The 18,715-nt window shown below is 70.8% G+C and carries 18 protein-coding genes; 12 read left to right on the top strand and 6 right to left on the bottom strand.

Going from position 1 to position 18,715, the window contains the following annotated elements; all coding sequences use genetic code 11:
• Positions 1 to 14: 14 nt before the first annotated feature.
• The 3 genes from ASF78_RS14190 to ASF78_RS14200 all read left to right on the top strand — a co-directional run bounded on the left by ASF78_RS14190 (position 15) and on the right by ASF78_RS14200 (position 2,491).
• Positions 15 to 1,088 (top strand): DUF4157 domain-containing protein, encoded by a 1,074-nt coding sequence (locus tag ASF78_RS14190; protein ID WP_056590453.1) that lies wholly within the window; start codon positions 15 to 17, stop codon positions 1,086 to 1,088.
• Entirely contained in the window at positions 1,085 to 1,432 is a 348-nt protein-coding gene (locus ASF78_RS14195; RefSeq protein ID WP_156374174.1) for a hypothetical protein, read from the top strand. Before ASF78_RS14190 ends, ASF78_RS14195 begins: the two co-directional genes overlap by 4 nt.
• A gap of 111 nt (positions 1,433 to 1,543) precedes the next feature.
• Positions 1,544 to 2,491 carry a sugar phosphate isomerase/epimerase gene (locus ASF78_RS14200; protein ID WP_056590459.1) on the top strand — a complete coding sequence of 316 codons (948 nt, stop codon included), beginning with the start codon at positions 1,544 to 1,546 and terminating at the stop codon, positions 2,489 to 2,491.
• A gap of 6 nt (positions 2,492 to 2,497) precedes the next feature.
• On the opposite strand, the gene ASF78_RS14205 is transcribed toward ASF78_RS14200, so the two are convergent.
• Entirely contained in the window at positions 2,498 to 2,935 is a 438-nt protein-coding gene (locus ASF78_RS14205) for a hypothetical protein (protein WP_156374175.1), read from the bottom strand.
• Positions 2,936 to 3,067: 132 nt separating this feature from the next.
• Positions 3,068 to 3,346, bottom strand: a complete 279-nt coding sequence (locus ASF78_RS14210; RefSeq protein ID WP_056590465.1) for a GlsB/YeaQ/YmgE family stress response membrane protein — start codon at positions 3,344 to 3,346, stop codon at positions 3,068 to 3,070.
• 89 nt (positions 3,347 to 3,435) lie between these two features.
• Between ASF78_RS14210 and ASF78_RS14215 the strand changes: the two genes are divergently transcribed.
• A complete protein-coding gene (locus ASF78_RS14215; protein ID WP_056590468.1) occupies positions 3,436 to 4,101 on the top strand; it encodes a response regulator transcription factor in 666 nt (221 codons plus the stop codon).
• Positions 4,102 to 4,142: 41 nt separating this feature from the next.
• On the top strand, positions 4,143 to 4,871 hold the full coding sequence (locus tag ASF78_RS14220; RefSeq protein WP_056590470.1) for a class I SAM-dependent methyltransferase: 729 nt from the start codon (positions 4,143 to 4,145) through the stop codon (positions 4,869 to 4,871).
• Here the strand turns inward: ASF78_RS14220 and ASF78_RS14225 are convergent.
• Positions 4,862 to 5,530: a hemerythrin domain-containing protein gene (locus tag ASF78_RS14225; protein ID WP_056590472.1), complete on the bottom strand. Its 669-nt coding sequence runs from the start codon at positions 5,528 to 5,530 to the stop codon at positions 4,862 to 4,864. The genes ASF78_RS14220 and ASF78_RS14225 overlap by 10 nt on opposite strands.
• Before the next feature lie 107 nt (positions 5,531 to 5,637).
• Between ASF78_RS14225 and ASF78_RS14230 the strand changes: the two genes are divergently transcribed.
• Positions 5,638 to 6,120 carry a CGNR zinc finger domain-containing protein gene (locus ASF78_RS14230; protein ID WP_162243365.1) on the top strand — a complete coding sequence of 161 codons (483 nt, stop codon included), beginning with the start codon at positions 5,638 to 5,640 and terminating at the stop codon, positions 6,118 to 6,120.
• On the opposite strand, the gene ASF78_RS14235 is transcribed toward ASF78_RS14230, so the two are convergent.
• Both ASF78_RS14235 and ASF78_RS14240 read right to left on the bottom strand, forming a co-directional pair.
• On the bottom strand, positions 6,111 to 6,659 hold the full coding sequence (locus tag ASF78_RS14235; RefSeq protein ID WP_056590479.1) for a GNAT family N-acetyltransferase: 549 nt from the start codon (positions 6,657 to 6,659) through the stop codon (positions 6,111 to 6,113). The two genes, ASF78_RS14230 and ASF78_RS14235, sit on opposite strands and share 10 nt — an antisense overlap.
• Positions 6,656 to 7,120 carry a nitroreductase family deazaflavin-dependent oxidoreductase gene (locus tag ASF78_RS14240; protein ID WP_056590482.1) on the bottom strand — a complete coding sequence of 155 codons (465 nt, stop codon included), beginning with the start codon at positions 7,118 to 7,120 and terminating at the stop codon, positions 6,656 to 6,658. The genes ASF78_RS14235 and ASF78_RS14240 overlap by 4 nt, the downstream gene beginning before the upstream one ends.
• A 366-nt stretch (positions 7,121 to 7,486) precedes the next feature.
• Here ASF78_RS14240 and ASF78_RS14245 point away from each other — a divergent pair, with 366 nt between their 5' ends.
• The 3 genes from ASF78_RS14245 (at position 7,487) to ASF78_RS14255 (ending at position 12,108) form a co-directional block, all read left to right on the top strand.
• Positions 7,487 to 9,325, top strand: coding sequence for an ABC transporter family substrate-binding protein (locus ASF78_RS14245; RefSeq protein WP_056590486.1), 1,839 nt, complete (start codon positions 7,487 to 7,489; stop codon positions 9,323 to 9,325).
• A gap of 189 nt (positions 9,326 to 9,514) precedes the next feature.
• Positions 9,515 to 11,035: an ABC transporter permease gene (locus tag ASF78_RS14250; RefSeq protein WP_056590489.1), complete on the top strand. Its 1,521-nt coding sequence runs from the start codon at positions 9,515 to 9,517 to the stop codon at positions 11,033 to 11,035.
• On the top strand, positions 11,032 to 12,108 hold the full coding sequence (locus ASF78_RS14255; protein ID WP_056590492.1) for an ABC transporter permease: 1,077 nt from the start codon (positions 11,032 to 11,034) through the stop codon (positions 12,106 to 12,108). Before ASF78_RS14250 ends, ASF78_RS14255 begins: the two co-directional genes overlap by 4 nt.
• A gap of 23 nt (positions 12,109 to 12,131) precedes the next feature.
• Here the strand turns inward: ASF78_RS14255 and ASF78_RS14260 are convergent, their stop codons facing one another.
• Entirely contained in the window at positions 12,132 to 12,734 is a 603-nt protein-coding gene (locus tag ASF78_RS14260) for a PH domain-containing protein (protein ID WP_156374176.1), read from the bottom strand.
• 74 nt (positions 12,735 to 12,808) lie between these two features.
• On the opposite strand from ASF78_RS14260, the gene ASF78_RS14265 reads away from it, so the two are divergent.
• The 3 genes from ASF78_RS14265 to typA all read left to right on the top strand — a co-directional run bounded on the left by ASF78_RS14265 (position 12,809) and on the right by typA (position 18,680).
• The gene (locus ASF78_RS14265; RefSeq protein ID WP_056590498.1) at positions 12,809 to 14,644 is read left to right on the top strand and encodes an ABC transporter ATP-binding protein; all 1,836 of its coding nucleotides are present in this window, start codon (positions 12,809 to 12,811) and stop codon (positions 14,642 to 14,644) included.
• Positions 14,645 to 14,782: 138 nt separating this feature from the next.
• On the top strand, positions 14,783 to 16,633 hold the full coding sequence (locus ASF78_RS14270) for an ABC transporter substrate-binding protein (RefSeq protein ID WP_056590501.1): 1,851 nt from the start codon (positions 14,783 to 14,785) through the stop codon (positions 16,631 to 16,633).
• A gap of 106 nt (positions 16,634 to 16,739) precedes the next feature.
• Positions 16,740 to 18,680, top strand: coding sequence for a translational GTPase TypA (gene typA / locus ASF78_RS14275; RefSeq protein ID WP_056590504.1), 1,941 nt, complete (start codon positions 16,740 to 16,742; stop codon positions 18,678 to 18,680).
• The last annotated feature ends 35 nt before the right edge of the window (positions 18,681 to 18,715 follow it).

Consider the following 18,715-nt stretch of genomic DNA (forward strand, 5'->3'; position numbering starts at 1 on the left):
GAATCGAGCGCACGATGCGAGACTTCGCGACCCGCCCGGCAGCCGAGGCGCGCGCGCCGGACCAGAGCGTGCAGGCCCGGTTCGCCCGGGTGGTCGACCATGACACCGCCCGCGAGCGGGATGCGGACGCCGAGGCGTCGGCGGTGCGCGGCCTCGCGCCCCGACAGGGCACGCAGGTCGACGGGTCGCTCGACCGCCCCACGCAGGAGTTCTTCGGACAGCGGTACCACCACGACTTCTCGCAGGTTCGCGTCCACGCCGACGGCCGGGCGGCGGCGGTCGCGGGAGCCCTGGGCGCCTCGGCGATGACGGTGGGTAACGACGTCTACCTCGGAAGGGGTGAGACCGGCACGCATCGTGGCGACCTGCTCGCCCATGAACTCACGCATGTGGTCCAGCAGAGCCGCGCGGGACGGCCGGTCATCCAGCGCAAGCTCTTCGCCACCGGCAGTGCGGCCGACTTCGCGGCGGCCGCCAACGGCATCATCGCGGTCCAGTTCGAGGTGGTGGTGAGCCGGACGGGCGAGGTGACGCTGCGGCGGACGGACGTCCAGGGGCCGTTGACTCCCGAGGCGCAGGAGCTCGTCCGCGTGATCGAGCAGGTGAGCGCGGACGCCAACGACACCACGTTGGAGTTCATCCACGGTCAGACGTCCGCCCGGGCGTCGGACGCCATGGTGCTCGGGGGCAACTTCGGCCTGTCGAGGGTGGACCTCGACGACGTCGCGGCGTTGGGGAGCCAGGGCGCGGTCGGCGTCGGGATGGGACGCACCGGTGGCAGCCTGCTGGCCCACGAGATCCTCGAGCAGTACCGCAAGCAGGTGCATGGCGAGGACTTCGGCCCTGCGCATGCGGCGGCCAGCGCCTCAGAGAACACGGCTGTGGGCGGCACGCGCGGCGCGGAGCGGTTCACCAACCGTGTCGACGTCAACAACTTCACCGTCACCATCCCGTACACGTACCCGGACGGCCATGTCGTGGAGGTCACCTGGGACGTGGTGAACGGGAACTACCAGAACGTCCGGCGCAGCGTCGTCACCCCGCCCCGCGCCATGGGAGGCAGGCCTGCCGCGAGAGGTACGCCATGAGTGCGGAAGCGGTGGCGCTCGCCCTGGCCGGCGGCCCCGTCGCCTGGGAGGGCACGGACCTGGGCCTGTTCCCACGGCTGCCCGCCGAGGAGGAAGGTCTGGCGGTCGAGCTCTCCGAGGACGACATCCCCGTCCTCGTCGACGCGCTCGACAGCGCGGAGACCTTCGTGACGGCCCACGTGCTGCTCACCCGGCTCGCCGGCGGCCCGGGCGAGACGTTCCCCGACTGGAACGGGCTGACCGTCGAGATCGCCGCCGACGGTTCGACCTGGGTCGACCCCGCGCAACGGCCCGCCATCGCGGAACGGTGGCGCCGGTGGCGTTCCGACCAGGAGCCCGACTAGGGCCCTTTCCGATCGGCGCTCGGCCGATTAGCGTGCGTGAGGTACCCGAACGTCGTCGGGGCGGGAAATGCCGGTCGAGCGTTCGAGGACGTGGCGCCTCGGGAGCACCTGATGGGAACCATGCACGGATCGTGGGTCCGCACTCTGCGCGGCCTCGTCATCGCGACGGTGGTCGCGCTCGGTCTCGTCGTCGCCGGGGGTGTCGGCGCGGCGTCCGCGGGTCCTCCGGACCGTCACGGCAGGGGCGTGCCGACGAGCAAGATCTCGGTCCAGCTCTGGACGTTCGCCGAGTACATCGGGTTCGGCACCGACGCCGCGACCATCGCCAGGACCGAGGAGGTGCTCGGCAGCCTGCGCGAGATGGGGTACCGGAACGTCGAGCCGTTCACGCTGAGCGGGCTGACCGCGAAGCAGTACCGCGCGCTCCTCGACAAGTACCGGCTCACGGCGTCGGCGCGGCACGTCGATGTGGGTACTCCGGAGAACCCTGCTGACCTCCACCAGATCCTGCGCGACAACCGGACGCTGGGGATCACGTACTTCGGCTCCGGGTCGACCCCGATCTTCCCGCCGGTCTACACCACCGAGGCCGAGTGGATCGCGTACGCGGAGTACCTAGACGAGCTCGGCGCCGTCGCCCGTCGGCATGGCCAGAGGCTGATGGTGCACAACCACGACATCGAGCTCGAGACCGTCTTCGGCGGCCGGACGGTGTTCGACATCCTCATGGCCAATACGGAGCCGAAGAACGTCGTGTTCCAGCTGGACCTGTACTGGGCGACCAACGGCGGCGGCATCGATGCCCCGATCGACGTGATCGAGCGGTACGGCAACCGGATCACGCTGTTCCACGTGAAGGACATGGCGGCAGGCGAGTTCCCCGGTCGGATCGAGATCGTGGGCGAGGGGATCATCGACTTCCCGTCGATCTTCCGAGCCGCCGGTGGCAGCACGAAGTACTACGTCGTCGAGCACGACCCGCGCTTCGGCGACTCGACGTTCGACCCCTTCGAGGCCGCCCAGAAGGGCTTCGACTACCTGGACCGTGTGAGGTTCTGAGTCAGGTCACCGGCGGGCCGGCACCAGGGTGTGCTCGTCGGTCGACGGGTCGTAGGCGAGCACCGCGGACTCGGCGTCGCCGCCCTCGTGCATGAGCAGGACGGGCTTTCCGGTCGCGCGCCCGACGAGAGCGATCACCGCGAGGACGGCGTCCGCCGACTGCTGGTCGACGAGCTCTCGCAGGTCGATGTCGAAGGCGACGTAGCCCCAGCTCGGGAAGAAGTTCACCTGGACGGTGGGCAGCGGGCGGACGGTCAGCGTCGGGTGCTCGTCCATGTCCAGGGCGGCGGCCAGGTCCGGTGACGTCGGCCATCCTGATCCTGCCAGTGCGTCGAGGACGGCCGGCCAGTCGTCGTCGGTCGACCCGACCGCCTCGGCGTCGGGGAGGTCTCCGGTGTCGGGACCGAAGGCCGCGACGAGGTCCGCGTGCGACGGTGTGCTCACGCGGTGCAGCATGCCATCGGGGGCCGTGGTCGGCCGCGCCGGAGCGTGAGCTGGTTCGGGTGTGACGCCTCGGGGTGGCCCGCACCTCCGGACCGGTCGCGTTGCGCGGACCGGGCCGGAGGCGCGTCCCGGTCAGCGCGTGACCGAGCGCCGACCGCCGACGCGGATCCAGATCAGCAGCACGATGATCGCGCCGATGATCGACCCGATGATCCCGGACGGCTGGAGGAAGCCGTCGGACGCGTCGTTGCGGAACAGCAGGTAGCCGAGGAACCCGCCGACGAACGACCCGATGATCCCGATGACGATCGTCATGGCGATCGACAGGTCCTGCTTGCCGGGGACGACGAGGCGCGCGAGCAGCCCGGCGATGAGCCCGACGATGATGATGGTGAGGATGAGTCCCAGCATGGTGTGCCTCCTAGGGGTGACTGTGTGATTCCACAAGACCACCCCTAGGGCGGCAGCAGTACACCCCTAGGGGGGTCTACGGTCGAGGCATGCCCGCACCTCGCCGCCCGATCACCGTCGCCCTGGTCGACGACTACGACGTGGTCGTGATGGGCGTCGCGAAGATCCTCGACCAGTACCGGGACCGCGTCGTGGTCGCCGAGATCGACACCAACAGCCCGGTCGAGGACGTCGTCGACATCGTGCTGTACGACGCGTTCGCGCAGCCGGAGTCGGACCAGAAGGAGATCGGCGTCCTGCTGCGCAACCCGCGCGCTCGTCGGGTGGTCGTCTTCACGTGGAACTTCCATCCCGACCTGGTGGCCGGTGCCCGGGATCAGGGTGTGCGCGGGTACCTGTCCAAGGCTCTGCCGGCGCGCGAGCTCGTCGCCGCCCTGGAGGCCGTGCACGCCGGGGAGGTCGTGGTGAGCGAGGTCCCCGGCCGCGCCCGCCCGGCCAACGGCCTGGACTGGCCCGGGCGCGACGAGGGCCTGACGGACCGTGAGTCGGAGGTCCTCGCCCTGATCACGCAGGGCCTGAGCAACGCCGAGGTGGCCGCGCACACGTACCTCAGCCCGAACACGGTCAAGTCCTACATCCGGTCGGTCTACCGCAAGATCGGTGTGGACAGCCGCACGAAGGCGGTGCTGTGGGGTGTCGACCACGGGTTCGTGCCGGACCACCGGCGCATCGACCACTGGCGCGGAGGACCGTAAAGACGGAGACGGCACGCCCGGGACGGATCTAGCGTCCGGGCATGGCCGACGACGGTTTCGAGGTGCCCCGCCTCGCCCAGCTCTACGACCCGCTCGACCCGGACCGCAGCGACCTCGACGCGTACGCGGCGATCGTCGACGAGCTCGGGGCGCGCAGCGTCCTCGACGTCGGCTGCGGGACGGGGACGTTCGCACTGCTGCTCGCGGCCCGTGGGCTCGACGTGGTCGGGGTCGATCCCGCGGAGGCGTCGCTCGACGTGGCGCGCAGCAAGCCCGGGGCCGACACCGTCCGCTGGGTGCACGGCGACGCGACGACCGTGGGGGCGGTCGGTGTCGACGTCGCGACGATGACCGGCAACGTCGCCCAGGTCTTCGTGACCGACGAGGAGTGGACGGCGACCCTCGACTCTCTGCACGCCGCGCTCGTCCCGGGCGGTCATCTGGTGTTCGAGACGCGTCGTCCGGAGCGCGAGGCATGGCGGGAGTGGACGCGCGAGGCGACGCACGAGGTCACCGACGTCGTCGGGGTCGGGCCGGTCGAGACGTGGACCGACGTGACGGAGGTCCGAGGAGAGCTCGTGACGTTCCGCGCGACGTGCGTCTTCGCGTCGGACGGTGCCGTGCTGACGTCGGACTCGACCCTGCGGTTCCGGGACCGCCGCTCGATCGAGTCGTCGCTGGCGACCGCCGGGTTCGACGTCGTCGACGTGCGTGAGGCCCCGGACCGTCCGGGCCGGGAGATGGTGTTCGTGACCCGCCGTCAGCCGTAGACCCGCGCCCGGTGCGTGGCGAACCGACGCCGGCCCACGAGCCGCCACAGCACGCGGGCGGGCGCCGGCAGGTTGGTCCGCAGCCAACCGGCGCGCTCGTCGGCGGGCACGACCTCGAGGATCCAGCCGAGCTGCAGCAGCATCCGGTCCTTCGGGATCGACGCCATGCCGTGCTCGTGCAGCAGGCCCCACTCCCGCTGCGACATCACCGTGGACGCCGTCGGCAGGATCTGGGTCTCCTCCTGGCCCAGGTGCGTCAGGAGCGTGTCCCGCACGTCGTCGAGGAGCGCGGCCACGGCGTCGCGCTCGGTGGCGCCGGCCGCCTCCTCCCACGCGTCCATGAGTCCGCCGAGCCGCTCCAGCTGCGCGGCCGTGGCGGCGTGCTGGGACCGCATGAGGCCGACGTGGAGCGCGCAGGCCGGTGCACGCTGCTCGAGGGTGTCCCAGAGCAGCAGGTCCTCGCCCTCGTGGTGGTGGTGCAGGGCCCCGGCGACCTCCCGGACGTGGTCGGCGACGGGGAGCATCCGGGCGGTGTCCCCGTCGGCCACCCCGCGGACCAGGACCGGGACGTCCGTGAAGGCGCGGCGGAACAGCGCGTGGATCGTGAGCATGTCGGAGGTGTCGCAGCCGAGCCTCTCGGTGCTGGTGTCGGCGGTCATCGTGCGTCTCGCTCTCGTGGTCGGGATCTCCTATGCGTCACCAGTAAAACCAGTACGCTGGTGATGACTATGGTGGCGAGCCGTCGACGACGTCAAGGGAGGTGCTCGTGCCGGACCAGCTCGTGCAGTGGGTCGAGCTCGGGGCCGAGCCCGGGGTCGCCCCGGGGTCGCTCGAGCGCGTCCGGGCGCTCCTCAACACCGACGACCGGTTCCACGGCACGGACCACCTGGCCGGTGGCCCCGCCGGTCTGGTGTCGTTCCGCGACGCGCTGCGCCGGTACCTCACGTCCGGCGACGCAGCCGGGCTCGACGCGCTCGCGGCCACCCATCCCCTCGTCGTGACGTTCGGCGCCGGCGCGTCCACGCTGGCGCCCGCGGGTGACGACGAGGTCGTCGCCGGGCTGCTCGCCGAGGTGCACCGGGCGCACGCGCAGGGGGAGTGGCCACGGCTCAAGGCGTGCGCCAACCCGGACTGCCAGTGGATCTACTACGACGGCTCACGCAACCGCTCCGGCCGGTGGTGCTCGATGAACGAGTGCGGGGACGTGATGAAGGCCCGCGCCTACCGCCGGCGAGCCCGTCAGGCCTGAGGGCTCACGAGGGCGTACATGTCCATGTCCCGGCGCTCGTCGCCGACCTTCTCCCACGACCGCAGCAGCCCTTCACGCACGAAGCCCGCGCTCGTCGCCGTCCGCGCGGACGCCACGTTCCAGGGCTCGACGTACAGCTCGAGCCGGTCGATGCCGCGCACCGTGACGGCCCACCGCACCACGGTGCGCAGGGCGTCCCCCGCCAGGCCGCGGCCGCGGTACGGGCGGCCGATCCAGTACCCGACCGTGGCGCGCCCGAGGTCGACGTCGCGCAGCCCGACGAAGACGTGCCCGACGGCGAGGTCGGTGACGCGCTCGGCGACGGCGAACGCGTACCCCGCACCCGTCGTCAGGCGGTCCGCCTGCCGGGTCAGGTAGGCCCGGCATGCGTCGTCGTCACCGGACGCCGGCACCGACGTGATGAGCGGGATGAGCGGGTCCGTCGTCGCCTCGCGGACCAGCGGGAGGTCCGCCGGCGTGAAGGCACGCAGCCGGACGGCGTCCCCGACGAGCGTCGGCAGGACGAGCGGGGCGGTCATGCCCGGGCCAGCCGGAACACCCGCAGCTCGCGGTCGGTGCGCTCGGCGTAGTCCGCGTACGCGGGCCACACGCCGAGCAGCGCAGGCAGCAGGCGGGTGCGCTCGTCCGCGTCGGCGAGGGTCGCGACGACGGGCGTGGTGCGGCCCGCGATCGTGACGGTCGCGTGCGGGTCGGCGAGGAGGTTGCCGGACCAGGCGGGGTGGCGCTCCTGCCCCCAGTTGGACCCGATGAGCACCCAGCCGTCACCGTCGACGGCGTACAGGAGGACGGCCTCGCGGGGCTGCCCGGAGGTCCGTCCGGTCGTCGTCAGGACGAGGTGGGGGAGGGTCGGCCTGCCGAGGACGCTGAGTCGGCCCCGGCTGGCCTTGTGGAGCCGCCGGTCGATCGTGGACGTCACCCGACCGATCCGGGCGAACCAGCGGGTGCGCCCGACCCGGCGGACGAGTGAGGTGAAGCCCATCCGACGAGTCTCCCCGACAGGGAACCTGGACGGATGACAGACGCGCAGGTGGGGCGGTATGTCCGCGGCTCGGGCGCGTTGCTATAGCACGACCCTCTCGGATGGTGTCTGATGGTCCTGTCCGTGGGCGCGCCTCACGTAACGCACCGGAAACAAGCGGTGTGCCACGCGGACGGTTCCAGATGGTGAGACGTACCGCTCAGTATCAATCGCGTAACAATCGGGTTGCGCTCCGTGAACTGTCCGTTTTGTCCACTATTCGCTTGACTACCGTGTCGCCACACCCCGGCGGATCTCTGGACCGCGTGCTGGTCGGGTACTCCCGGCCCACCACCAGAGAGCCCACCACCCTTCTCGGGAGGAAAATTGAGGATCACACGCAAGGCCGCGTTCGCAGCGGTCGCCGCGACGAGCGTGCTCGCTCTCGCGGCCTGCTCCAGCGGCGGCGGCAGTGACGACGCGACCGACGACGCGGGCATCAACACCGAGACGTCGATCAACATCGCCTGGAACCAGCCGTTCTACTCGGCCAACGGGAACAGCACGACGGGTAACGCCACGGCGAACAACGTCATCCTGTACCTGCTCAACTCGGGCTTCTGGTACTACGACGCGGACCTCAACCTGGTCCAGGACGAGTCCTTCGGTACCTACGAGAAGGTCTCCGACGACCCGCTGCAGATCAAGTACACGTTCGCGGACACCGCGCAGTGGTCCGACGGCACGCCTGCCGGCCCCGCCGACCTGCTCCTCGAGTGGGCCGCGCAGAGCGGCAAGTTCAACAACGTCGAGGCGGAGTACGACGACGAGGGCAACATCTCGAACCAGGACGCCCTGGACGCCGGTGTCTACTTCGACGCCGCCTCGCCCGCGATGGCCCTGGTCGAGGAGACGCCCGAGATCGACGGCGACTCGATCACGCTGACCTACACCAAGCCGTTCGCGGACTGGTCGACGGCCATCTCGATGAACCTCCCGGCGCACATCGTCGCGCAGCGCGCCCTCGGGATCGAGGACGCCGAGGAGGCGACCGACGCGCTCGTCGCCGCCATCCAGGACGAGAACGTCGAGGACCTCTCGCCGATCGCCAAGTCGTGGAGCACCGACTGGAACTTCGCCTCGATGCCGTCCGACGAGGACCTCCTCGTCACCAGCGGCGCGTACGAGATCACGGAGTTCGAGCAGGACCAGTTCATCACCCTGACGGCGAGCGACACCTACGAGGGTGACCACAAGCCGGTCTTCAACAAGGTGACGGTCCGCTACAACGGCGACCCGATGGGCCAGGTCCAGGCGCTGCAGAACGGTGAGGTCGACCTCATCAACCCGCAGGCCACGGCCGACGTCAAGACCGCTGTCGAGGCCATCGAGGGCCTCGAGGTCGAGTCCGGCCCCGAGGGGACCTACGAGCACGTCGACCTGCAGTTCGCCAACGGTGGTCCGTTCGACCCGGCGACCTACGGCGGCGACGCGGAGAAGGCCAAGAAGGTTCGCCAGGCGTTCCTCAAGACCATCCCGCGCGAGCAGATCCTCGAGAACCTCATCAAGCCGCTGGACGAGACCGCGGAGCTCCGCAACTCGTACACGCAGGTCGCCGGCTCGCCGATGTACGACCCCATCGTCGAGGCCAACGGCCAGGCCGAGGCGTTCGCCACGGACATCCCCGGCGCCACCGCGCTGCTCGCCGAGGCCGGCGTGCCGGCCGTGTCGGTCCGCCTGCTCTTCGACCCGGAGAACACGCGTCGTCAGAACGAGTACGAGCTCATCAAGGCGTCGGCCGCCCAGGCCGGCTTCGACGTGGTGCCCTACCAGGTCCAGACGGACTGGGGCACGGACCTCTCGAACGCGACGAGCTTCTACGACGCAGCGCTCTTCGGCTGGCAGTCGACCTCCACCGCCGTCACCGACTCGGACGCGAACTACCGCACCGGTGCGACGAACAACTTCTACGGGTACTCCAACGCCACGGTGGACGGGCTCTTCGACGAGCTCCAGGTCGCCACGGAGCAGGAGGACCAGGAGCCGCTGCTGGCCCAGATCGAGACCGAGCTCGTCAACGACGCGTTCGGTGTGACGATCTTCCAGTTCCCCGGCGTCACCGCCTGGAACCCGGAGAAGATCGGCAACGTCTCGAAGCTGACGATCGCGCCGACGATCTTCTACGGCTTCTGGGAGTGGACCGCGGGCGAGGCCGCGGCCGAGTGATCCACGGTTCCTCCGCCGGGCACTGAGCCCGGCGGAGGAACCTCCCGGTCAGACGTCACCGGGGCGCCGGCACCACGAGTCTCGGCGCCCCGGTGACGTGCCTGTGGTCGTTCGACCCCGGACCGCGGTCGCTCGAGGGATACGATCCCCCCGACCCGTGGTGCCCCATCCCAGCGAGGTAGCCCACCCGTGCTGAACTTCCTCCTCCGCCGCATCCTGGCGGGACTGGCCACCCTCCTCGTGGCCCTCTTCCTCATGTACCTCCTGGTCGAACGGGCGATCGATCCGCTCCAGGACCTGCTCGAGAGCACCGCACCGAACAAGCAGCAGCTCATCGACGCGCGCATCGACCAGCTGAACCTGGACACCAACGTCGTTGTCCGGTTCTTCCAGTGGTTCGGCAACCTGCTCACCGGTGACTTCGGCATCGCCTGGCGGTCGGGGCAGCCCGTCGCGGACCTGCTGACGCACGCCATCGGGTCGACCCTGCAGCTCGTCACCGCCGCGACGATCCTGTCGCTGGTCCTCGGTGTCACCGTCGGCGTCGTCAGCGCCCTGCGGCAGTACAGCGGCTTCGACTACGGGATCATCTTCCTGTCGTTCCTGCTCTACTCGCTGCCCTCCTTCTGGGTCGCCGTCCTGCTCAAGCAGTGGGCCGCGATCGGCTTCAACGACTTCCTCAAGGACCCCGTGATCGCCTGGTCGGTGATCGCCGGCATCGCGGTGGTCGCCGGACTGTTCTGGTCGCTCGCCGTCGGTGGGCGCGCCGCACGACGCTGGCAGGTGTTCGGGGTCGCCGCCGCGGCCACGTTCGCGATGTTCGCCTACCTGCAGCTCTCCGGCTGGTGGGAGCGTCCCCAGATCGGCCCCATCCTGCTGCTGATCCTCGCCGGTGGCTCCGCCGTCGCCATCGCCGCGGTGTTCGCGGGCGTGCACAACCGACGCGCCATGTGGACCGCGCTGACCACCGTCGGGGTCGGGCTGGCGCTCTACCTCCCGATGCAGGTCGTCTTCGACTCCATCGACGAGAACAACTGGATCATCTTCGGCTTCGCTCTGGTCGCCATGGCGGTCGGGTTCCTCATCGGTCGCCTGTACGGCGGGCCGGACTGGGGCATCTCCGCGCGCACCGGCGCTGCGGTCGCGTTCATCACCGGCGGGCTCATCTACATCGACCAGGTCATGCAGGTCTGGCCGCCCTACTTCAAGGCGCTGAGCGGGCGGCCCATCCCGACGTTCGGTGACCGCACGCCGAACCTCGGCGGCAACTACTGGGTCGGAGTCCTCGACTCGTTCACCCACCTGCTGCTGCCCACCGCGACGCTCGTGCTCATCGCGTTCGCCGCGTACACGCGCTACTCGCGTTCCAGCATGCTCGAGGTGATGAGCCAGGACTACATCCGCACCGCGCGGGCCAAGGGCCTGCCGGAGCGGGCGGTCGTGGTCCGGCACGGGTTCCGCAACACGCTGATCCCGCTCGCGACCATCGTGCCGATCGACATCATCACGCTCATCGGCGGCGCGGTGATCACCGAGGCCGTGTTCGCGCGGCCCGGCATGGGTCAGCTGTTCGTCCGCTCCCTCGACCAGGCCGAGATCGAACCGGTGATGGGGTACCTCCTCATCACGGCGACCCTCGCCATCATCGCCAACATCGTCGCGGACATCGTCTACGCGTCGATCGACCCGAGAATCCGGTTGGACGCATGAGCACCTCCACGAACCCCGAGACCCCTGCCCCGGGCGACACCGTCGAGAACGCGATCGAGCTCCAGGACGTCGTCGGCCTGTCCCAGGGGCAGATCGTCCGACGCCGGTTCTTCCGGCACAAGGGAGCGCTCATCGGCCTGGCGGCCCTCGGCGCCACGATCCTGCTGGCCGTCACGTCCGTGGGCCTCGGTCCGATCCCGGGCTGGTGGATGTGGACCGGCTACGAGACCGGTAACCCGATGTCGAACCCCGGGGGCTCTCCGACGCTCAGCGTGTTCCCTCCGGCCGTGGGCGACCACCCCTTCGGCCAGGACGAGCTGGGGCGCGACATCTTCGCCCGGGTCATGGAAGGCGTGCAGACGTCGCTCATGGTCATGCTGGTGATCGGCCTCGTGGCCGGTGTGATCGGCGTCTGCGTCGGTGCCGTCGCCGGCTACTACCGCGGCGGCCGGGACACCGCCCTGATGCGGTTCACCGACCTCGTGATCACCGTGCCGACGATCGTCATCGGTGCCGTGATCGGCAAGCTCTCCGGTCAGATCAGCGCGCCGATCTTCGCCATCTCGCTCGGGCTCATCCTGTGGACCACGCTGTCCCGGCTGGTGCGCGGAGAGTTCCTCGCCCTGCGTGAGCGGGAGTTCGTCGACGCGGCCCGGGTGGCCGGGGCGAGCAGTGGCCGGATCATCTTCAAGCACATCCTGCCCAACGCGATCGGCACGATCATCGTCAGCACCACGCTGCTGATGAGCTCCGCGATCCTGCTGGAGACGGCGCTCTCGTACCTCGGGTTCGGCATCCAGCCGCCGACGATCTCGCTCGGCCAGATGATCCAGCAGTACCAGCAGGCCTTCTCCACCCGGCCGTGGCTCTTCTGGTGGCCGGGCATCTTCATCGTGATCATCGCGCTGAGCGTGAACTTCATCGGCGACGGTCTGCGGGACGCGTTCGACCCCCGCCAGAAGCGGATCCCGTCGGAGCGCAAGATGGCACAGGCGATGAAGGCGGACGCCTCGGCGGCGAGCGCGCTCAACTCGAACCTGCCGCCCTCGTCGGGCAAGCTGGCCGGGCTGTGACCGTGCCGACCCTCACGTACGGCTCAGGCGGTGGCCAGGACGGTCGCCGCCAGACCGACGAGCACCACGAGCGCCGCGACCGTCGCGACGTGCCAGTGACGCTCGGGCCGGATGCCACCCGCGGTGCGGGCCTGCTCCGCGTCGCGCAGGAACCCCGCGTCGGTCAGGGCCCGGTGGCGGGCGCCGATCGCGGCCGCGACGTCCTCCGCGGTGGCGGGCAGTCGCGCGTCCTGTGTGGGGGCCGCGACGACCGGGTCGTCGCTGGAGCGGCGCATGCGGGCGGCCGCCCCGCTCGACCGCGGTGCCGCCCAGGCGGTCACGTCGCCGTCGGTGGTGTGCACCACCAGCGACCACTGCACGGTCAGCCCGCTGTAGGTGGGCCACGGCACGTGCGTGCTGCGGAACGGGTTGCGCACGAGCACACCGCCGTCGCTCACGACGACCGCAGGACGCCAGAACAACGCCCAGACGCTCAGGGCGACCGCGCCGGCCAGCGGCAGCGCACGCAGCACCTCGCCCGCACCGTCCTCCACCCACACGGCGACCACGGCTCCGAGGGCGACGACGCCCGCGGCGACCGTGAGCACGCGGCCGTAGCCCGACGAGAACGTAAGAGTGGGACGCACATGCCCATGCTCGCAGAACCGCAGGTGGTGACCGTCCTGACCGGACGCCACCACCGCGCGCAGGAAGGATCCTGATGGCCATCGACACCTCGGACGCCCCGCCGCCCACCGACACCCGCACGCCCGTGCTGCAGGTGCGGGACCTCGGCGTGGACTTCTACGTGGACGGCACCTGGTACCCGGCCGCGACCGGCATCAGCTACGACGTGCGCCCCGGTGAGGTCCTCGCGATCGTCGGCGAGTCCGGCTCCGGCAAGACGCAGTCGTCGATGGCCCTCATGGGCCTGCTCCCGCCGAACGGCCGGGCGCGCGGCTCGGCCGTGATCGGGGACCGCGAGCTCATCGGGATGCCGCCGCACAAGCTGCGCCGGATCCGCGGCAAGGAGATCGCGATGATCTTCCAGGAGCCGATGACCGCGCTGAACCCCGTCTTCACCATCGGCTTCCAGATCGTCGAGACCCTGCGGACCCACTTCGAGATGGGCCCCGCGGACGCCCGCGTGCGTGCGCTCGAGCTGCTGCGCCTCGTGGAGATCCCGAACCCCGAGACGCGGATCGACGCGTACCCGCACCAGCTGTCCGGTGGCCAGCGCCAGCGCGCGATGATCGCCCAGGCGCTCGCGTGCGACCCGAAGCTGCTCATCGCCGACGAGCCGACGACGGCCCTCGACGTCACGGTCCAGGCCGAGATCCTCAAGCTCATGCGCGACCTGCGCTCCCGCATCGACTCGGGCATCGTGCTGATCACCCACGACATGGGCGTCGTCGCCGACATGGCCGACACGATGATCGTGATGAAGGACGGCAAGGTCGTCGAGCAGGGCGAGGCGCGCCAGCTCTTCTCGAACCCGCAGCACCCGTACACGATCAAGCTGCTCGACGCCGTGCCGCACCTCGGGCGCAGCACCGAGACGGAGCCGTCGGCGACGAGCGCGACCCCGGTACAGGACGCCACCGCGGCCACCACCACGGACCGCGCGGTGGTCCTCGAGGCCCAGCAGATGGTCATCGAGTACCCGGGCCGCCGTCGTACGCCCGCCTTCCGCGCGGTCGACGGCGTGGACCTGACCATCCGCGCCGGTGAGGTCGTCGGGCTGGTCGGGGAGTCCGGCTCCGGCAAGACGACGATCGGTCGCGCGATCGTCGGGCTGCAGCCGGTGACGGGGGGTTCGCTGCGGATCGTCGGCCAGGACATGGTCGGGGCGTCCACCAAGGACCTCAAGCCGCTGCGCACCAAGGTCGGGATGGTCTTCCAGGACCCGGGCTCGTCGCTCAACCCGCGGCTGCCCATCGGCGAGTCCATCGCGGAGCCGCTGCTGCTGCACCGCGGCCTGAAGGGCACCGCCATGTCGAAGGCGGTCGAGACGCTGCTGGACCAGGTCCAGCTGCCGCGTGCCATGCGCAACCGGTACCCGCACGAGCTGTCCGGTGGTCAGCGCCAGCGCGTCGGCATCGCCCGCTCGCTCGCCCTGGAGCCGCAGCTGCTGGTGGCCGACGAGCCGACGTCCGCGCTCGACGTCTCGGTCCAGGCGACGGTGCTCGCACTGTTCCAGGACCTCCAGCGCGAGCACGGGTTCGCGTGCCTGTTCATCAGCCACGACCTCGCCGTCGTGGAGATGCTCGCCGACCGGATCGCGGTCATGCACAACGGCAAGCTGGTCGAGGTGGGCGAGACCGCGCAGGTGGTCAACCACCCGAGGGACCCGTACACGCAGCGGCTGCTCGCGGCCGTGCCCGTGCCGGACCCCGCCGCGCAGCAGGCCCGTCGGGAGGCGCGTGACGCCCTCCTCGAGGCGCAGCGCGACGAGCTGGAGCGCGACGAGCTGCAGCACGCCGCCGACGCCGAGAAGATCGACGCGCACGACATCACCGACGTCGACAACGAGCGGATGACCGGCCGCGGGTTCTGACCAGATCTGCCACCCAGCGAGCGCCGTGCCCCCGGGGGACGGCGCTCGCGGCGCGTCCGCCGCTCTTCTGCCGGTTCCGACGCATGTGTCCGGCATGGTTGACCTTCTGGCGGAAACGACCGATACCTCGGTGACGGGGTGCTGTCGTCCGCCTCGATGATGTCGGCCTGCTGGAGGCACGCGGTGTTCAAGGGTTCACGTTCCGGGGTCGTCGCGCTGGTCGCGCTCGTGGCGGTCGGCGGCTGCACGCAGGAGGCGCCCCAGCCCGACCGGACCGGGACGGCGGTCGTGGCGGTGGGGATGCCGTTCACGTCGCTGAACGGCGGGACCGCCGAGGGACGCGCGCCCGGCAGCACCCTGGTCCGGTCCTTGGTGCAGGCCGGGTTCGTCTCGATCGACGAGGACGGCACCGCGGTGCTCGACGAGGGTTTCGGCACCGTCGAGAAGGTCAGCGACGCGCCGCTGACCGTGACGTACACGATCGACGCGGCGGCGACCTGGTCCGACGGCACACCGGTCACCCCCGCCGACCTCCTGCTCGAGTGGGCGGCGCGCAGCGGGCAGCTCGACGACGTGACCCCCGAGCTCGACGCGCAGGGCGGGATCACCAACGACGACGAGCTGGACGCCGGGGTCGCGTTCGCGGCGGCGTCACCCGCCCTCGTGCAGGCGCAGCAGCTGCCCGCGGTCGACGGGCCGACGCTGACCCTCGTCTACGCGACGCCCGTCGCGGACTGGCAGGTCGCGCTCGACGTGAACCTCCCCGCGCACGTGATCGGGCAGGTCGCGCTGGGCGTGGAGGACCCGACGGAGGCCGCAGCCGCGGTGGCGAAGGCTATCGCCGACGAGGACAAGGAGGCGCTCAGCGCGATCTCGGCGGCCTGGCGGACGGACTTCTCCGCGGACGCCCTCGCACAGCACGTCGACCAGGCGGTCTCGACGGGGCCGTACGCGGTGGACCTGATCGTGCCGGGGGAGCGCGTCGAGCTGGTCCGCAACGAGGAGTACGCCGGCGAGGGTGCCGCGGGCTACGACCGGGTGGTCGTGCGCAGCGACCTGGAGCCGCTGGAGCAGGTCGAGGCGCTCGCAGCCGGCTCGGTCGACGTCGTGGCCCCGACGGACACACGGGACGTGCTCGACGCGCTGGGTGAGGTGACCGGTGCGGACGTGCGCACGGGCGGCGACAGCACGCTCCAGTTCCAGGTCCAGGCCGCGGGGGTCGGCGCCTTCGACCCCGCGACGTACGGCGGTGACGCCGCGGTCGCGTCGGCGGTCCGCCAGGCGTTCCTGCTGACGGTGCCGCGGGACGCCCTCGTCGCGAACGTCGTCGCCCCGTTGTGGCCGGAGGCGGTCGTCGCCACCGCTCTGCTGCCGACCGTGGGCCCGGACGCCGGCGGTGACGTGGCGCCGAGCGGTCCGGCGGACATCGCGGGTGCGCGCCGGCTGCTCGACGACGCGGGGGTGACGGAGCCGGTCACGGTGCACGTGCTGGTCAACACCACGGACCCGCTGCGCGCCGCGATGCTCGCGCTGATCACGGAGTCGGCGTCGGACGTCGGCTTCGAGGTCGAGCCCTACACCCCTGTCGACGGTCTCGGTCCGGACCTGGTCGGCGCGCCCGACGCGTGGGACGCGGCGCTGGTGCCCGTGCCGCAGTCCGACCTGCCGCTCGACTCGGTGCTGTCGCGGTGGCGGACCGGCGGCGCGACGAACGTCACCGGCTGGTCCGACGCCGCGACGGACGCGGCCGCGGCGACGCTCGCGCAGACCCTCGACCCGGACGCCGTCGAGGACCAGCTGGCTGCGGTCGCGGAGAGCCTCGACGCCGGCGGCGCGGTGCTCTCGCTGGTGCGGCAGCCGATCGTCGTCGCCACGCGTGGTTCGGCCGCGCCGACCGCCGGGACGACCCCGGCCGCGCCCGACGTGGAGCCGCTGGCGCTCGGTCGGGCGGACCTCACCGACTGGTGGGCGTGGGCCCGCACCGGCTGACGTGGGTCTGGTCACCTTCTGACGCCGGGATGCAGGTGTGCGGGTAGAATCGATCGGCGCGACCGGCGACCCGGCGCGCTCCCCACCTTCTGAGATGAGTTCCCCCATGTTCGAGCCCACGTCTGCGCCGACAGGCACGAGCGTGCGCAACGACCTGCGCAACGTCGCCATCGTCGCGCACGTCGACCACGGCAAGACCACGCTCGTCGACGCCATGCTGTGGCAGTCCGGCTCGTTCGGGTCCCACGCCCACGTGGACGAGCGCGCGATGGACTCCGGCGACCTGGAGCGCGAGAAGGGCATCACGATCCTCGCCAAGAACACGGCGATCCGGTACACGGGTCCCGCGGCGGCGGAGATCGGCGAGCCCGGTGGCATCACCATCAACGTCATCGACACCCCCGGCCACGCCGACTTCGGCGGCGAGGTCGAGCGCGGCCTGTCCATGGTCGACGGCGTCGTCCTGCTGGTCGACGCGTCCGAGGGCCCGCTGCCCCAGACGCGCTTCGTGCTGCGCAAGGCGCTCGTCGCCAAGCTGCCCGTGATCCTCGTCGTGAACAAGACCGACCGTCCCGACGCGCGGATCACCGACGTCGTGCACGAGGCGACCGACCTGCTGCTGGGCCTGGCGTCCGACCTGCACGAGGACGTCCCGGACCTCGACCTCGACGCGATCCTCGACGTGCCCGTCGTGTTCGCCGCCGCCAAGGCCGGCCGTGCGTCGCTGAACCAGCCCGCCGACGGTGGCCTGCCGGACTCGGAGAACCTCGAGCCGCTGTTCAAGACCATCCTCGAGCGCATCCCCGCGCCCACCTACACCGAGGGCGCGCCGCTGCAGGCGCACGTCACGAACCTCGACGCGTCGCCGTTCCTCGGCCGCCTCGCGCTGCTGCGCGTGTTCAACGGCACGATCCGCAAGGGTCAGACCGTCGCGTGGGCGAAGGCCGACGGCACCCTGGCGAACGTCAAGATCACCGAGCTGCTGGAGACCAAGGCGCTCGAGCGGGTCAGCACCGACTCCGCAGGCCCCGGGGACATCGTCGCCGTCGCCGGCATCGAGAACATCACCATCGGTGAGACGCTCACGGACCCGGACGACCCGCGCCCGCTGCCGCTGATCACCGTCGACGACCCCGCCATCTCCATGACCATCGGGATCAACACCTCCCCGCTGGCCGGCCGCGGCGGCAAGGGCCACAAGGTCACCGCCCGCCAGGTCAAGGACCGCCTCGACAAGGAGCTCGTCGGCAACGTCTCGCTCCGCGTCCTGCCCACCGAGCGTCCCGACGCCTGGGAGGTCCAGGGCCGTGGTGAGCTCGCGCTGGCCATCCTGGTCGAGCAGATGCGCCGCGAGGGCTTCGAGCTGACCGTCGGCAAGCCGCAGGTCGTCACCAGGAAGGTCGACGGCAAGGTGCACGAGCCCGTCGAGCGCATGACGATCGACGTCCCCGAGGAGTACCTCGGCGCCGTGACCCAGCTCCTCGCGCAGCGCAAGGGCCGCATGGAGACCATGTCGAACCACGGCACCGGGTGGGTCCGCATGGAGTTCCTGGTCCCCGCACGCGGCCTCATCGGCTTCCGCACGCGGTTCCTCACGGACACCCGCGGCACCGGCATCGCGTCGTCGATCTCCGAGGGCTACGAGCCGTGGGCGGGCCCGATCGAGACCCGCATCAACGGCTCGCTCGTCGCGGACCGCTCGGGCCCCGTGACGCCGTTCGCCATGATCAACCTGCAGGAGCGCGGCTCGTTCTTCGTGCAGCCGACGCAGGAGGTCTACGAGGGCCAGATCGTCGGTGAGAACTCGCGCAACGAGGACATGGACGTGAACATCACGAAGGAGAAGAAGCTCACCAACATGCGCTCCGCCACCGCGGACAACTTCGAGAACCTCATCCCGCCGCGCAACCTCACGCTGGAGGAGTCCCTGGAGTTCGCCCGCGAGGACGAGTGCGTCGAGGTGACGCCGACGGTGGTGCGCATCCGCAAGGTGGTGCTCGACCAGACCGAGCGCGCGCGCATCACGGCCCGCGCGAAGCGCGCCTGACAGCGGGAGTGACTCGCGTGCCCGGCGGAGTTCTT

Source organism: Cellulomonas sp. Leaf334, assembly GCF_001424195.1.
Taxonomy (GTDB): Bacteria; Actinomycetota; Actinomycetes; order Actinomycetales; family Cellulomonadaceae; genus Cellulomonas.

What these genes read in the sequence shown, in the direction of transcription:
- ASF78_RS14190 (WP_056590453.1), top strand. Translation starts at nt 15, where the DNA reads ATGCGAGACTTCGCGACCCGCCCGGCAGCCGAGGCGCGCGCGCCGGAC.
- ASF78_RS14195 (WP_156374174.1), top strand. Translation starts at nt 1,085, where the DNA reads ATGAGTGCGGAAGCGGTGGCGCTCGCCCTGGCCGGCGGCCCCGTCGCC.
- ASF78_RS14200 (WP_056590459.1), top strand. Translation starts at nt 1,544, where the DNA reads ATGGGAACCATGCACGGATCGTGGGTCCGCACTCTGCGCGGCCTCGTC.
- ASF78_RS14210 (WP_056590465.1), bottom strand. Translation starts at nt 3,346, where the DNA reads ATGCTGGGACTCATCCTCACCATCATCATCGTCGGGCTCATCGCCGGG.
- ASF78_RS14215 (WP_056590468.1), top strand. Translation starts at nt 3,436, where the DNA reads ATGCCCGCACCTCGCCGCCCGATCACCGTCGCCCTGGTCGACGACTAC.
- ASF78_RS14220 (WP_056590470.1), top strand. Translation starts at nt 4,143, where the DNA reads ATGGCCGACGACGGTTTCGAGGTGCCCCGCCTCGCCCAGCTCTACGAC.
- ASF78_RS14225 (WP_056590472.1), bottom strand. Translation starts at nt 5,530, where the DNA reads ATGACCGCCGACACCAGCACCGAGAGGCTCGGCTGCGACACCTCCGAC.
- ASF78_RS14235 (WP_056590479.1), bottom strand. Translation starts at nt 6,659, where the DNA reads ATGACCGCCCCGCTCGTCCTGCCGACGCTCGTCGGGGACGCCGTCCGG.
- ASF78_RS14240 (WP_056590482.1), bottom strand. Translation starts at nt 7,120, where the DNA reads ATGGGCTTCACCTCACTCGTCCGCCGGGTCGGGCGCACCCGCTGGTTC.
- ASF78_RS14255 (WP_056590492.1), top strand. Translation starts at nt 11,032, where the DNA reads ATGAGCACCTCCACGAACCCCGAGACCCCTGCCCCGGGCGACACCGTC.
- ASF78_RS14265 (WP_056590498.1), top strand. Translation starts at nt 12,809, where the DNA reads ATGGCCATCGACACCTCGGACGCCCCGCCGCCCACCGACACCCGCACG.
- typA (WP_056590504.1), top strand. Translation starts at nt 16,740, where the DNA reads ATGTTCGAGCCCACGTCTGCGCCGACAGGCACGAGCGTGCGCAACGAC.